Below are 15,100 nucleotides of genomic sequence, written 5' to 3'. Positions count from 1 at the left end.
TTTAAAGGTGTTGTTTTATTTTAATAAGTTGATTTTTAATGTTTTCTAATTTACTGATAATTTCAAAATTAGAAAGCGTTTCCTTTTTTTCTTCTTTTAAATGTGTTTTGGCTCCTTCTAGTGTGAAACCACGTTCTTTTACTAAATGATATATAAATTTAAGGTTTTTTATATCTTCAGGGGTGAATTTTCTGTTACCTTTCGCATTTTTTTTAGGTTTAAGCACATCAAACTCTTTTTCCCAAAAACGTATTAAAGACGTGTTTACGTCAAAGGCTTTGGCAACTTCACCAATAGAGTAATATCGTTTTTCAGGTAAATCAATATGCATTAGTCTAAAGATTGGTTTTCTAAAGTAGCATGCTCCAAGAGTTTATTAAATTCTTCAGCAGTTAAACTACCATAGTAAAAGTTTATTGGGTTAATGCGTTGGCCGTCTTTAAATATTTCATAATGTAAATGAGGCCCTTGAGAACGCCCCGTACTACCAACAAATCCTATTAAATCACCGCGTTTAACCTTTTGGTTTTTTCTAACATTATATTTGTATAAATGTGCATATAAACTAGTATAACCATAACCATGGTTTATTCTTATATGCTTTCCATAACCAGATGAGTTACTATCGGCACGTGCAATAACCCCATCACCACTAGCGTAAACAGGAGTGCCTCTATGTGCTGTGAAATCCATACCCCAATGCATTTTTCTAATTTTAGTAAACGGATCAGATCGCATACCGTATCCAGAAGCCATACGTGTTAAATCTTCATTGCTAACTGGCTGTATAGCAGGTATAGCAGCTAGTAGCTTTTCTTTTTCTTCTGCAAGTTTTGCAATTTCGTCAAGTGATTTAGATTGCACTACAATTTGCTTTTGCAAAATATCTAAGCGTTTACTACTTTCTATAATTAATTTAGAATTGTCAAAACCTTCTAAATCCTTATATCTATTAATACCACCAAACCCAGCCTTACGTTGTTCGTCTGGTATAGGATTTGCTTCAAAATAAACGCGGTAAATATTATTATCTCTATCAGCAATATTGTTTAAAACAGTCTCAGCATGAGCCATTTTTTTATTAAGCAATTCAAATTGTAATTGCGTGTTATGCAATTCTCTTTTTAAAGCTCTTTCTTTAGGAGATTCCACGTATTGACTAGCTATAAAAACTAAAATAAAAGCAAAAAATGCTGTTGCTAAAAAAAACAAAGATGCATACTTAAAAGTTGTTCTTTTTTTACGCTCTATTTTTCTATATGAAAGCGTATCTGCATCATAATAATATTTTACCTTACTCATGTCTTAAATTATACTATTTTTGCAATTAAATTTTGGCAGCATTAGCAACTGCTCTTTGTAAAGAAACGGGCAAACCTACAAAAAATTATTATAATTAGTGTAGCATATGCTCGCTTTATAGGTTAAAATATAGCCTAAGTTTAAGATAGATTTGTAAGTACAATATATAAAATGTTTCTTATTAAAAATAATATAATTGGGAACAAGATATTTAGATAGAATAGATGTAACATTTATTAATAGAGTTCAATAGAAAAAGAACTCTTTAATTAGGTGTTATATTTAATTACTGAAAAACAATAAGAATTACCAAATGAAATCACAAGACATAAGATCGAAGTTTTTAAGTTTTTTTGAAGAAAAGAAGCATAGTATAGTGCCTTCTGCTCCTATGGTTTTAAAAAATGACCCTACCTTAATGTTTGTAAACTCAGGTATGGCTCCTTTTAAAGAATACTTTTTAGGAAATGCGCAACCTAAAAATAACCGTATAGCAGACTCTCAAAAATGTTTACGTGTTTCAGGTAAGCATAATGACTTAGAAGAAGTGGGGTATGATACCTATCATCATACTTTATTTGAAATGTTAGGTAACTGGAGTTTTGGAGATTACTTTAAAAAGGAGGCTATAGCTTGGGCTTGGGAATTACTTACCGAAGTTTTTAATATTGATAAAGATATTCTTTATGTAACTGTTTTCGAGGGGAGTGATGATGTAGATAACCTTGATATGGATACAGAGGCTTATGATTTATGGAAGCAGTTTATTTCTGAAGACCGTATTTTAAAAGGAAATAAAAAAGATAATTTCTGGGAAATGGGAGAGCAAGGACCTTGTGGACCTTGTAGTGAGATACATGTTGATATTCGTTCTGTCGAAGAAAAAGCTAAAGTGTCTGGTAAAGATTTAGTAAACATGGATCATCCTCAAGTGGTTGAGATATGGAACTTGGTATTCATGCAATATAACCGTAAAGCAAATAAGAGTTTAGAGCCATTGCCAAATAAGCATATAGATACAGGAATGGGCTTTGAGCGTTTGTGTATGGTATTACAAGGTGTGCAATCTAATTATGATACTGATGTGTTTACACCTATAATTAGAGAAATTGAAACCATAACGAATAAAAGTTATGGTAAAGATGAAAAGATAGATATAGCTATTCGTGTTATTTCAGATCATGTTCGTGCTGTTGCATTTTCAATAGCAGATGGGCAGTTGCCAAGTAATACGGGAGCTGGTTACGTAATTAGGAGAATCTTGCGTCGAGCTGTACGTTATGGATTTACTTTTTTAGATAAGAAAGAACCTTTTATTTACAGGTTGGTTGAGGTATTAAGTAATAAAATGGGAGATGCATTCCCCGAATTGAAAGCTCAAAAGCAACTTATTGAAAATGTTATTAAAGAAGAAGAACAATCATTTTTAAGAACATTAGACCAAGGGTTAATTTTATTAAATAGAATCGTAGAAGAAACAAAAGACGATATTGTCTCTGGAGAAAAAGCATTCGAATTATATGATACGTATGGTTTCCCAAAAGATTTAACAGCTCTAATTCTTTTTGAAAAGGGATTAAAGCTTGATGAAGAAGGGTTTGAGACAGAATTACAAAAGCAAAAAAATCGTTCGAGAGCAGCTAGTGAAATGTCTACGGATGATTGGATTGTTTTAGTAAATGATACAGATGAAGAATTTGTAGGCTACGATACATTAGAAGCTCAAGTAAAATTAACTAGATACAGAAAAGTGACCTCTAAAAAAGATGGTGAAATGTATCAAATGGTATTTAATTTAACACCTTTTTATGCAGAAGGAGGAGGGCAAGTAGGAGATAAAGGTTATTTAGAAGATGCCCATGGAGACGTTGTATACATTCTAGATACCAAAAAGGAAAATAATGTTATTATCCATTTTGCTAAGAATTTACCAAAGCATATTAATGAAAGTTTTAAGGCTGTTGTAGATGAAAAACAACGTTACAGAACAGAGTGTAATCATACGGCAACCCATTTATTACATCAAGCATTAAGAGAAGTTTTAGGAACACATGTAGAGCAGAAGGGTAGTGCAGTACATTCTAAATATTTACGATTTGATTTTTCACACTTTTCTAAAATGACTGTTGAAGAATTGCGCGATGTAGAAAATTTTGTAAATGCCCGAATAGAAGGTAAACTACCTTTAATTGAAAAACGAAATATTCCTAAAGAAGAAGCTATAGCAGATGGAGCTATGAGTTTATTTGGAGAAAAATATGGAGATACCGTTCGTGCTATACGTTTTGGGCAATCTATAGAATTATGTGGAGGAACTCATGTTAAAAATACCAGCGATATTTGGCATTTTAAAATTGTTTCTGAAGGCGCAGTGGCATCTGGAATTAGACGTATTGAAGCGATTACTAATGATGCGGTAAAAGATTTTTATTTTGAAAATAACAGAGCTTATTTTGAAATGAAAGATTTACTTAATAATGCTAAAGAGCCTGTAAAAGCACTTCAAAACTTACAAGATGAGAATACAAGTTTAAAGAAACAGATAGAAACTTTATTAAAAGATAAAGCTAAAAATATAAAAGTAGAGCTTAAAGCAGAATTAGAAGATGTAAATGGTATTCAGTTTTTAGCAAAGAAATTAGATTTAGATGCAGGTGGGATAAAAGATGTGGCTTTTGAGTTGGGAAGTCAGTTTAATAATTTATTCTTATTATTTGCAACAGAGCAAAAAGGAAAAGCCTTATTATCTTGTTACATCTCAAAAGAAATAGTAGCAGAAAAAGGTTTAAATGCTGGTCAAGTAGTACGTGAACTTGGTAAATACATTCAAGGCGGCGGCGGCGGACAGCCGTTTTTTGCAACAGCAGGAGGTAAGAAACCTAAGGGGATTGATGAGGCATTGAAAGTGGCTAAAGATTACTTGAAATAGTAGTGCGTAAATAAGCATAGTTGTTAACTTATTTAACCCCGATGGTTTTAAAATATGGGCTGTTAATTAATTTTAATAGCCCACTTATAAAAATTTGGAATAAGAAGAATTTTGTTCCTTTATGAGGTCTAATTACGAAATAAATAACAATGAACCTTCAAACCAAAATACCATTAGAAAAAACACCTAAAAAATTAATAGATTACAAATCTAATGTGTTATTGTTGGGATCTTGTTTCTCAGAAAATATTGGTAAAAAATTAACATACTATAAGTTTAAGAATGTTCAAAATCCATTCGGGATATTATTCCATCCTAAAGCTATAGAAGCATTAATAAGTGATGCTGTAAAAGATAAAGAATATTCAGAAAGTGATGTCTTTTATCATAATGAACAGTGGCATTGTTTTAATGCCCATTCAAAGTTAAGTCATTCATATAAAGAAGACTTGTTAATCGATTTAAATAAAAATGTAAGATTAACACATAAGCAAATAAAAGAATCAACGCATATTATTATCACTATAGGTACAGCTTGGGTATATCGTTTTGTTGAGACAGGTAAAGTAGTAGCTAATTGCCATAAAGTACCGCAAAAACAATTTAATAAAACACTGTTATCTGTTGATGCTATTTGTGAATCATTAAATAATATAACAGATTTAGTTAGAAAAGTAAACGATAAGGTTTCTATTATATTTACAGTATCCCCTGTACGCCATTTAAAAGATGGTTTTATAGAAAATACGAAAAGCAAAGCACATTTAATAACGGCTATACACAGGTATTTAAATCAAGAAACATCAATTGTCGATGGAGAATTATTTTATTTTCCTTCCTATGAGATTATGATGGATGAGCTTAGAGATTATCGTTTTTATAAAGAAGACATGATCCATCCAAATCAAACTGCTATAAATTATATTTGGGAAGCTTTTAAAAATGTTTGGATTTTAGAAAGCGTTTCAAAAACAATGGAGGATATTAATACTATTCAAAAAGGGCTTAAGCATAAACCATTTAATCCAAAATCTCAGGCACATCAAAAATTTCTTCAAAATTTACAGGATAAAATAAAAAATATTGAATTACAATTCCCAAATATTGTATTTTAAGTGAGAAATTAAATGAATTAAGTTTAATAATTAAATTTTTGGTGCTTAATCTTTTTTAATAACAGTTAATCGAAAATTTATTTATTCTAAGACTAAATAGTTGTAGCTTTAAAATGCTATTAATCAGTTCACATAAAAGACATCAGTTGTACAATCAGTAAAATGGTATGCAGTTGATGTCTTTTTTTATGAAATAATTTAGTTTAATAGAATTATAATCCTCTTTTTTATAAAAAGTTTAAAAATCTAAAAGATTTACTATATTAGTTAATCACTATATATTTTTGTTACAAAACATTACTCAGCACACTCAAAAATGGCTGATAACACAATAAAAATAACAGAAAAGAAAGACCCTCCACGTATTAAAGAAGAATTTAGCGTATTGAGAATTACTGTTCGCCCATCTGACCCTAACGCAAATTGGAAAATAGCTCCTGCTGCTCAAAAACCTGCTGAATTAAAGTTTGCAAAACCATTAGTAGAAAACATAGAAGGGCCTTTCGATGAGAATAATGAACTTGTAGATGAAATGGAAGTTGATAAAACATATGTTTTCAAAGCCACCAAATTTAAAGAATCAACTTTTACACCAATAAAACATATTTGGTTTGCTGAACAAATAGATAATGGAGAAATATAGACCTCGAATACAAAAAAGGAGAAAACCCATATTTAGATGAGGACAAAAATGTATGTTATAAATACACCTATAAAAAATATACTAATACTAAAATTTATGCATATGTGTGGAATCCTGATAAAGAAGCCTGTATTGAAATCACTCTTATAATTCCTAAAGTTATCATTACTAATGAAATTACTGGTTATACAATTCGAGAATTAAAAGGCTTAGGAACATCTAAACTTGCTATATATACTCCTGCTGTAGTCGTACCTACTTACAAAGCAAATGTAGTCCTAGCTAAAGGAGAAGAAGAGGAAGAATTACAATTTTCATTTGACTTAACAAGAGATGCTTGGTATAGTTTAGGTAAAAATGAAAAAGATGAACACAAATTACTCAATAGAGCATTTGTTCCTGAGAATTATGAACAAAACTTATATGGTGCAGAGTGGATGCCTAGTTATCCAAATCCAATATCAACAACATATTTACCAAGTGGATTAGACGCTTTTATTTTTACACGTTTTGGAAAACGAAAAATCCCCGCCAAACCATTAAAAACTCAAAAAAAACTAGATGGTACATCTATTACTTCAGCTAGAAGTGTTGAAAATTTAGCCACAGATGTTATGATACATGTAGGCGGGACATATGAGGCTAATGGGGTTTCATCTATAGGAGGCTCTTATGGTTGTTTTGGTTATATTCAAAAACAAGATATATATGCCACACCTGAATTTGCTATCAAAGCATCAGACGATGATGATTATGACGATGAAACGACAAACAAGGCTTGGAAAAATACGGCAGATAAAATAATAAAATTATGGCGTAAGAATAAAAAAATGCTAATTCTTTTAGACTATCGAGATGAATCTTTAAATTATTACCCTACAATTGTTGTAAAAGAATAATTATGAAAATATCAATAATAACGTTAGGTATTATAGGCATGTTAATAGGATTATTTCTACCTGTGTTCAGTATTCTTTGGGAATTATCCGAAATTCGTGGAGCTTGTCAAGATTGCCCTGTTAATTTTTGGAAAAACACAACTTCATCAGATATAATGAATATAACATTAATGGGACTTATAGGAGCTTTAATAGGAGGAGGAATAGGTTTCCTTATTCACAGAGTATTAAAAAAATAACGTTTTGTAATAACTAAGCATATGGCGTGCCGATAGGCCAATGCTATATGTCTTGTTGACTGATCCGTTACTTAAATAAGGAGGAAAACGTTTTCTTGAAAGTATTTATTAAAGCAGAAATCACATAAGGAGTACTAAGAGCAACTTAGTTAAGACATTAAAACGTGTATTTTATAAACTATTTTCATTCACAATATTCTTTAAGTCAGTATTTTAGTCTAATTATTTGAATTTAGTCCATAGTTATCCTGTATGAGCACATGGTCATAGCCTTAATTTTTATATTTCTGTATTTTACGTGTTGCTATTTTTTTGTAATCAAATGGCGGTCCACGACTATCAAAAGTTAGTAAGGTGATTAAAATCCCTTTTTTACAATGTCTACAACGTCGATGTAACGAGGTCTCTTGATGAGTTAATACAGCTGTCGTTTCTAGATCTTTATCTAATAATTGGAGTTGTAGTCTTGGTAATTTTTCCTTTTTCCAGCTGCTACTTAAAAATCCGTAATGCCGAATTCTTGTAAATCCTTTAGGTAGAATATGATTTTGAAAACGTTTAATAAAGTTCTGTGTAGATAAGGTTTGTGTTGTTTTCTCACCTTGATTACGGTAATTTTTTAAACTAAATGTTACGGTTCTATTAGTGGTATCTATGTTTAATATTCTATGATTACTAATCGCTATTTTATGTGTGTAGCGTCCTAAATATTCAATAACATGTTCAGGTTTACCAAAAGGGGCTTTGGCATAAACCACCCATTTCTTAGAAAATAATTTATCATACAATGCCTGCGGAATTCCAGGGAGTTGCTTTCTTAGTTTAGAGACAAAAAGGCCTCTGAACTTTTTACTTAAAGCCTTCACACTAAAAAGAAAATGGTCTTTGCCTTTTGCCTTTTTCCAATACCCTGATTTAGTAACACCTCCTTTGGGCACGATGCAATGCAGGTGAGTGTGAATTTATAAATTCACCTATAATTAAGAGTTATTAAAATCAAGTATATGAGGCCTCATATGGAGATTTAGACTACTTTGAATGGCATTGAGAACTCCAGCAACACTTTTAGGACTGTTTTTTATAAATTTCAAGTATTTCTTTAAATTATAAGCTACAGCAGAAAGCTGCATGCACTTATTGGCTTGTTTTAAACCCAAGGTATTCACTTTTCTCATCCCTAAAAATTGAGTGAATGTACCAAAACAGGCTCTACAGTACTTTGTCGCTTAGCTTTCATGTAACGTCCTTTTTTACTGTTTACTCTAGCTATATTACGCTCGTACTCGGGACGATAATAGGTGATATTAAACTTCTTCTCTTATGCAGATTCCTCTAAACACTTACTACGTATTGGACAAGCTATACAAACCTTTTTTTAAGCCCGGTATTCCTTCTTTTTTGTATTGTTCTTCTTCTCATAAAATACCTTGGTAAAAGGAATAACTTTTCCCTGCGGACAGATATAACAATCCTCTTGTTCCTGATAAATAAAACCATCTGGCCCGCCCTTGTAGGTGCCATGTGGCGGAATATAACTTTCAATATTTTGCTGCTCTAAAAAAGCATAGTTCTCACCGCTACTATAACCTGTATCTGCTATACAAATGTCTATTTTTAGTTCAGATTCTCATAAACGCCTTTGAACTCTAAGTATGATGTCTGATAATTGTTGATTATCTTTTGCATCTGCATGATAGGCCTTGATATCACTTATAACATGGTGTGCTATATCTACCGTGAGCTGGCTTTGGTAATTTAACTTTCTTGCCTTGCCTGGTTTTACACTAATGCGAGCATCGGGATCGGTAGGACTATAATGTGTCTTATTACTAGTATAACGACTTCCTTTATTACCTGCTCTAGGACGGTGGTTTTGATCTGTTGACCATTTTTTGTTTCTACTTTTTATAGCTTGTAATTCATGAGTATTAGCAGATAGAATTTGTTGAGATTTAGCTGCTTTATTGGTCTTGGCACGGCGAATGACTTCTGGTTTATCTCTATCGCTAATATGACGTAGTTTTAATAAGTGGGCTGATAAATCTTCCTCTGGTACTTTTAGCTCTAAGCTATCCATAGAGGTATTGATCTTTACTGGTGCGGAGTCTATAGCCTGAGTATGACCACTAACCATACGATTGGTAACACACATTTTAAAGACATGACTAAAGAGACTCTCAAAAACAGATTCTGGATAGAGTTGACGCGTCCTGCTTATTGTAGAGTGCCATGGTAATTCTTCATCGATATCATAACCTAAAAAATAGAGAAGATCCATACGCATACTACAATGTGATATCAGTTTACGATCACTTATAATATTTTCTAAATAACCTACCAGACAGAATTTAAAAAACACCACGGGATTTATACTTTTTTGTCCACAGGAGCCATAATAAACTTTCGTTTTTTTATGCAAAAATTCTAAATCTAAAACCTCTGATAGTCTCCTGTAAAAATTGTCTTTTGGAACACGATTGCTCAACTGAAAACTGTTGAATAATTTTTCTTGATATATTTTACTTTCTTGCATGTATTAATATACGAAATTTCGCTATATTTCGAAAGGCGTTGTGCAACAGGCACACCGTGTATAATTAATGGCTGATTCTCGCCTATTTACGAAAATCCTCGTGGATTTTCTATTCGGTTTTTGGTTTACTAAATTAGGTGCTTAAACACGCCATTAATCATACACAAACACGTTAGGCAACATTAAAACTCAACATTATGGGAGGAAGAATACTGAAAATAGCAAAAAGAATTACAGAAACAGCTGAACGTATTACATTAAATGCTCATAATGGTGATATTACTTTCAATTCAGCTAAATCAGTCAAATATTCGGCAAAAAAAGATATTGTCTTTGGAGAATACGAATCAAAAGAACCAAAACTTTTTAAATCATTAGAATTTAAAATAAATATTAAACTCGTTGGTGGTAAAACTTTTGTTCCTTTAGGTATTCCTTTGTTTAAAGGTAAAGAGGAAAACCAAATCATAAAATTTGAAGTAGAAGTTCTTAAAAGCCCAATTGAAGGAATAAAGCTTGAAATATTTCATAATGGAAAAATAATAAGAAGTTTAGACTGCAAAGAAGAACACGCCATTGGGAAACATTATTTTGGTTGGAACGGATTTGATGATAACGGTATTTACGACAGTACTGTTTTTACAACAGGAAAATTAAGAGCAAAAGTTACAGGAACATTAGGCGGAAAAATAAATGAGCGAAAAACTGATGAGTTTTCTTTTGAATATAAAGAAGTAAATTGGGTTGACACAATAATTGACAAAAATGCCAAACGTATTGATATTACTCTTCGTGTAAACTTAAAAGATGGAGGAGAACAAGGAACTGAAAAAGAATGTTATGAATTAGGTAAATCTCGTAATGCCCCAATTGTAAAAATTTGCCCTTGGGATAAAATACCAAAGGAAGCTTTCTCTTTTTATAAAAAAACACCTATAAAATCAACAAGGACTAAAACATTTGAAGATTTAAAACAATTAACCTTAGATGGTATAAATAAGTATTGGAGTAGACATAAAGGAAATATAGGCGAAGGCGTAGATATAGATGGAGAACTATACGAAGTCTTTGTAAATGCAATAAACGAAGTTAATTCAGAAATTAGCTTAAACGATATTCCATTGATTTATAATACAAACAATCCTTGGTCTCGAAGTGGAAACCCTGGAACAAGTACCTTAGGTGATGGCAATAAAATGGATGAATTGGCTAGATTACTACCAGATGGTGTTGTACAGCGTATTTCTTACAATGTTGGATATATTCAATATTCTAATTGGGAAGATTTAGATGAAACACACTGGTTATATAAACTAGAGGGTTGGCAATACTATAATGAAAGTGATGAGCAAAAAGAATTTAAATTCACCTCAGCACACGAAATAGGTCACGAAATATTACAATCCTTTGGAGGAACAATTTATTCTTGGCAACACAAAGGTAGTTCTTATTATTTACCCCAAGATACTAAGCCTCTTGGTAAAGAATCTTTTAAAGAGGAATATATAAATAGAGATTTCATGGAAGAAACTTCGGGTGAAAATTATCCTTTTTCAGGAGAAATTGATTTAATGAAATATTATAATAATTCCCCAACAAGATATGACTATAATAGAGTGATTTCTTCAGAAAAAGATGTTTTAAGTTTACTTTGGTTAACTAAAATAGAATTAAAATGAAATATTTTATAATATTCGTTCTTATTTCTTTTTTTAGCTGTAAAAATAAGATAGAGACAAAAATAAGTGGTTTTATTTATACTAATAAAAATATTCCTGCTTCAAATATAGAAATTGGTTCAAAAATATTATACTCTCCAATGCATTCTAAGTATGCTAAAAGAACAGATTTGGTTTTAAAAAAAAATGGGGAATTTGAGTTTGAAATAAAAAGAATGGAAATGAAAGGAGATAATAATTTTGCTATCATTTTTAAAAAAGAAGGGTATAAAGATGAATACCGGTTTGTAGACATTAGAAAGAATGAGAAAATTGATTTAGATACAATCTTCTTAAACCCGATAGACAGTATAACGTTGCCTAACAATGGTAACCGTTGCACACCCCTCTAAAAAAACTCACCAAAACTGATATTTACTTGATTTTAAGGCCTTTTTTTTGTGAATTTATAATTCACCTATAATTAAGAGTTATTAAAATCAAGTATATGAGGCCTCATATGGAGATTTAGACTACTTTGAATGGCATTGAGAACTCCAGCAACACTTTTAGGACTGTTTTTTATAAATTTTAAGTATTTCTTTAAATTATAAGCTACAGCAGAAAGCTGCATGCACTTATTGGCTTGTTTTAAACCCAAGGTTATTCACTTTTCTCATCCCTAAAAATTGAGTGAGTGTACCAAAAACAGGCTCTACAGTACTTTGTCGCTTAGCTTTCATGTAACGTCCTTTTTTGCTGTGTTAGAATATAAAGGATAAAGACTTTATTAAAACTAAAGTGAATTGGTATAATACTTATTCAGGTGAATTGAATATAAGCTTGCCTTTTAATCGTTACTATATGGAAGAAAGTAAGGCTTATGATGCAGAGGTAGCAGTTAGAAAAGCACAACAAGATTCTTTACCAAATAATACATATGCTTTAGTTTATGTGAAAAACGGAGAAGCTGTCTTGGAGGATGTGATAATTAATGAGATTTCAATTAAAGATTATGTTAAAAAGAAGATTGAAAATACTTATTTTAAAATGAGTTTATAAATAAAAGCCTTATAAATGTATAGTTTATAAGGCTTTTTATTTGACAATAAGTAATTAATCTACTTCAAGTGTAGATATATGATATATAGGGACACCTGTATCTGTTATACCTTCTATTTTAATAGCATAATTACTTCTAGAGTCACTTGTAAAAAATGAAATCTCAGCATCATGTGATTTGTCTGTAAGCATTATTTTGGGTTCCCAATGTAATGTGGTTCGAATATCTCGTTTTAAGACTTCGTCAAAACCATTAATATGGTCTGGAGCATAAAACTCCCTAGCCGTATAAAAGCCAATGGCTGTAAAGTCTATAATTCCTGGTTTGCGTTTTATATTTCTAGATCTAATATTAGCGCCAGTTCTAGAATAAATAGCAATAACGCCGTTACTGCTATTGCTATAAAAAGCAGCATCATTACCTTTTAAAACATCAATAAATTCAACATCGGCACCTGTTATATGGGTAATCTCATCTAATTGTACTCTAACACCATCTAGAAATATACTAGGAGTACCTTGGTTTCGTATAGAAATAGAGTCGTTTGCTACACTAACCCCAGGAAGTGTACTAAGTAAATCGAAAATTGTTAAAGATTCTAAGTCTTCAAAATCTTTCATGTCTATTCTATTGGTTGGATGACCATAGTCCGTTCTACTATTTAATGAGTCTCTCCTTTTATCTGCTTCAGATTTTAATTGAGCAGTAATAATAACTTCATCAAGAACCCTAGTAGATCCTTCAAATTCTGTGTCAATTTTAGAAATACGCTCAGCTTGTTTTATAAAGTTTGTTATTTTAATACTGTCACTTGTATTAGGTTTTAAAACTGTATTTCGGGTAACTTCTGGGCTGTCATAAAAATTGTCATTTAAATAAATTGAGACGAATCTGTTTTTTCTGTCCTCATCAGATTTAAAGTCTTTAACTCTTGCTTCAATAAGTGTGCTTATGGTGTCATTAAAAACGTAAGGACCGTATTTGAATGTCCCATTTTTATCCGATTGCTTTTTTTCTTGATAAGGACTAGTCCCCATAAAAGTAAGTCTGGTAGCTGCAGATATTTTCTGTTTATCTTTTTTTAAGGCATTTGTGTGTCCTGTAATATAAATACCTTTTTCTGGAGCGAATTTATTAGTTTTTTTAGAATTATTATATAAAATGTCATTCCAAGTAAAACGTCTCCAACCATGAGTCATCATTAATAGATCTAATATATAACGTCTTTTGGGGTCGTTCTCCTTTTCAAAGAAATAACCAGGGTTATCAATATGTCCTCTTAAATCTGAATTTAGTAAAAGATGTGTTTTTATGTTTTCATTTTTTGTGCTATGCCCAATAGCATCAATATCTGTTATTGACATTGATAGGTTTCCAGAGGTATTGTTTCCAAATTTATCTTTTAAACCTAATTTCATTGATACTTTATCTCTGGTTTTAGGATTTTTTTTATCTATGTTAAGATTTACAATCACTTCATTGTCAGGGTTATCAATGTAAATTAATCTTTCACAAACAGGTTTGCCATTATTGTCAAATAATGTGAAATTTGTAACTCCGTCTGGTAATGTATTGGTTTTTAGTTTTATTGAATACGAATTTGTGCTTTCAGTTTCTAATTTTTCATAAATTAAAGCACCTCTTTGGTGTGCGACTAAGAATGTGTTTTTTAAACCAATAGCATTATTTGATGATGCTTTTAAAATAATTTGATTTCCATAATTAACAATATTTAAATTATAGCCATTAGGTAGGGCTTTAGGTAGCGGATATTTTAATTCTTTATTATTAACAATTATGCTAGCATAATATGTTTTATTAGCTTCAGGTAATAATGTAATAAGGGCTAAACCAAATTTTAAAGTTTCAAATTTGCTTATAATATTATCATCAGAGTCTTTAATATTTCCTTTTACAATAATATCTCTATGGTATTTGTCTTTAACTTTTATACCTATTTTAGAGGTAATTCCATTAACTAAATAACCACTTTCTGGGTAAAAATTTATTTCAGGTGTAGTTGTTAATTCTGTTTTTTTAATTAGTGTTTTGTTTGTATTTGTTGTAGCAAAGTTTAAGCTGTCATTTTTGCTTATGTTCCATATAGGAATTTGTTTTTGAAAAAAGTAATCTGGATTTTCATTTCGCATGTAATTAGTATATGCTCTAAGCATATAATTACCTGGCGCTAATCCTTTTCTTATCTTAAAATCTCCAGAAGCACTAAGATCATTAGTATAAAGTTGTTTTTTTAAAATGATACTATCTATTTCGTTAATCAATTCAACATAAATAACACGACTTTTAGTAGATCTTTTATGAGTGGTTCCATTCACTAGATAGGCTGTATACCAAATATCTTCACCCGTTGTATAATAAGGTTTGTCTGTTTGTACGTATACTTTTTCAGGAAAATTTTTACTATGAACTTCAAGTTTTTCGAGTACTAACTCTCTAAAGTTGTTAAAGGCAGAAAAAGATAAAAATGTAATAAATATAATAAACAGAATAAGTTTTTTGATCATTTTTAAGATAATTGATTTGAGAGTTTAAAAATATAATTACTAATTTATTGTTATAGGATTAAAATGTTTTAAAGTTAGACTTAAATAAAATAGATTGGTTTAATCATGAGGGGAGATTTGATATTTAATTTTATTTATTATAAAACCTGAATTAGCATAGTCTTGTTTAAATAAATCTATTCAGTAAACTCAAC

11 protein-coding genes and 3 pseudogenes are annotated in these 15,100 nt (G+C 30.8%); 8 read left to right on the top strand and 6 right to left on the bottom strand.

The features are described from left to right. Position 1 precedes the first annotated feature (1 nt). On the bottom strand, positions 2-331 hold the full coding sequence (locus tag A8C32_RS18020; protein WP_069831777.1) for a MerR family transcriptional regulator: 330 nt from the start codon (positions 329-331) through the stop codon (positions 2-4). After that, positions 331-1,302: a M23 family metallopeptidase gene (locus A8C32_RS18015; protein ID WP_069831776.1), complete on the bottom strand. Its 972-nt coding sequence runs from the start codon at positions 1,300-1,302 to the stop codon at positions 331-333. The genes A8C32_RS18020 and A8C32_RS18015 overlap by 1 nt, the downstream gene beginning before the upstream one ends. A gap of 313 nt (positions 1,303-1,615) precedes the next feature. Between A8C32_RS18015 and alaS the strand changes: the two genes are divergently transcribed. The 5 genes from alaS to A8C32_RS17990 all read left to right on the top strand — a co-directional run bounded on the left by alaS (position 1,616) and on the right by A8C32_RS17990 (position 7,127). After that, complete coding sequence (alaS, locus tag A8C32_RS18010; protein ID WP_069831775.1) at positions 1,616-4,231, top strand: alanine--tRNA ligase; 2,616 nt, start codon at positions 1,616-1,618, stop codon at positions 4,229-4,231. A gap of 149 nt (positions 4,232-4,380) precedes the next feature. Then, a complete protein-coding gene (locus A8C32_RS18005; RefSeq protein WP_069831774.1) occupies positions 4,381-5,346 on the top strand; it encodes a GSCFA domain-containing protein in 966 nt (321 codons plus the stop codon). Between the two features lie 316 nt (positions 5,347-5,662). Beyond that, positions 5,663-5,989, top strand: a complete 327-nt coding sequence (locus A8C32_RS18000; RefSeq protein ID WP_069831773.1) for a hypothetical protein — start codon at positions 5,663-5,665, stop codon at positions 5,987-5,989. 104 nt (positions 5,990-6,093) lie between these two features. Next, positions 6,094-6,888, top strand: coding sequence for a hypothetical protein (locus A8C32_RS17995; RefSeq protein WP_069831772.1), 795 nt, complete (start codon positions 6,094-6,096; stop codon positions 6,886-6,888). Between the two features lie 2 nt (positions 6,889-6,890). Then, entirely contained in the window at positions 6,891-7,127 is a 237-nt protein-coding gene (locus A8C32_RS17990) for a hypothetical protein (protein ID WP_069831771.1), read from the top strand. Positions 7,128-7,399: 272 nt separating this feature from the next. Here the strand turns inward: A8C32_RS17990 and A8C32_RS17985 are convergent. Next, positions 7,400-8,089 (bottom strand): annotated as a pseudogene (locus A8C32_RS17985) (IS91 family transposase); the annotation flags it as partial. Between the two features lie 18 nt (positions 8,090-8,107). Then, positions 8,108-9,660 (bottom strand): annotated as a pseudogene (locus A8C32_RS21560) (IS1182 family transposase). Between the two features lie 197 nt (positions 9,661-9,857). On the opposite strand from A8C32_RS21560, the gene A8C32_RS17975 reads away from it, so the two are divergent. Beyond that, on the top strand, positions 9,858-11,339 hold the full coding sequence (locus tag A8C32_RS17975; RefSeq protein ID WP_069831769.1) for a hypothetical protein: 1,482 nt from the start codon (positions 9,858-9,860) through the stop codon (positions 11,337-11,339). Further along, positions 11,336-11,731: a hypothetical protein gene (locus A8C32_RS17970; protein ID WP_069831768.1), complete on the top strand. Its 396-nt coding sequence runs from the start codon at positions 11,336-11,338 to the stop codon at positions 11,729-11,731. Before A8C32_RS17975 ends, A8C32_RS17970 begins: the two co-directional genes overlap by 4 nt. 71 nt (positions 11,732-11,802) lie before the next feature. On the opposite strand, the pseudogene A8C32_RS21555 reads toward A8C32_RS17970, so the two are convergent. After that, a pseudogene (locus A8C32_RS21555) lies at positions 11,803-12,082 on the bottom strand (transposase); the annotation flags it as partial. Between the two features lie 37 nt (positions 12,083-12,119). Here A8C32_RS21555 and A8C32_RS17965 point away from each other — a divergent pair. Next, entirely contained in the window at positions 12,120-12,380 is a 261-nt protein-coding gene (locus A8C32_RS17965) for a hypothetical protein (protein ID WP_123803475.1), read from the top strand. A 54-nt stretch (positions 12,381-12,434) separates the two neighbouring features. Here the strand turns inward: A8C32_RS17965 and A8C32_RS17960 are convergent, their stop codons facing one another. Then, the gene (locus tag A8C32_RS17960) at positions 12,435-14,906 is read right to left on the bottom strand and encodes a TonB-dependent receptor plug domain-containing protein (protein ID WP_069831766.1); all 2,472 of its coding nucleotides are present in this window, start codon (positions 14,904-14,906) and stop codon (positions 12,435-12,437) included. Between the last annotated feature and the right edge of the window lie 194 nt (positions 14,907-15,100).

This window comes from Flavivirga aquatica (assembly GCF_001747085.1).
GTDB classification, from domain to species: Bacteria; Bacteroidota; Bacteroidia; order Flavobacteriales; family Flavobacteriaceae; genus Algibacter_C; species Algibacter_C aquatica.
Note: the sequence above shows the minus strand (reverse complement) of the source record. Positions and strands in the feature narration are given on the sequence as shown.

Bases quoted from the DNA above. Each gene is read 5' to 3' on its own strand.
- A8C32_RS17970 (WP_069831768.1), top strand. From the start codon at position 11,336: ATGAAATATTTTATAATATTCGTTCTTATTTCTTTTTTTAGCTGTAAA.
- A8C32_RS18005 (WP_069831774.1), top strand. From the start codon at position 4,381: ATGAACCTTCAAACCAAAATACCATTAGAAAAAACACCTAAAAAATTA.
- A8C32_RS18000 (WP_069831773.1), top strand. From the start codon at position 5,663: ATGGCTGATAACACAATAAAAATAACAGAAAAGAAAGACCCTCCACGT.
- A8C32_RS17990 (WP_069831771.1), top strand. From the start codon at position 6,891: ATGAAAATATCAATAATAACGTTAGGTATTATAGGCATGTTAATAGGA.
- A8C32_RS17960 (WP_069831766.1), bottom strand. From the start codon at position 14,906: ATGATCAAAAAACTTATTCTGTTTATTATATTTATTACATTTTTATCT.
- A8C32_RS17975 (WP_069831769.1), top strand. From the start codon at position 9,858: ATGGGAGGAAGAATACTGAAAATAGCAAAAAGAATTACAGAAACAGCT.
- A8C32_RS18020 (WP_069831777.1), bottom strand. From the start codon at position 331: ATGCATATTGATTTACCTGAAAAACGATATTACTCTATTGGTGAAGTT.
- alaS (WP_069831775.1), top strand. From the start codon at position 1,616: ATGAAATCACAAGACATAAGATCGAAGTTTTTAAGTTTTTTTGAAGAA.
- A8C32_RS18015 (WP_069831776.1), bottom strand. From the start codon at position 1,302: ATGAGTAAGGTAAAATATTATTATGATGCAGATACGCTTTCATATAGA.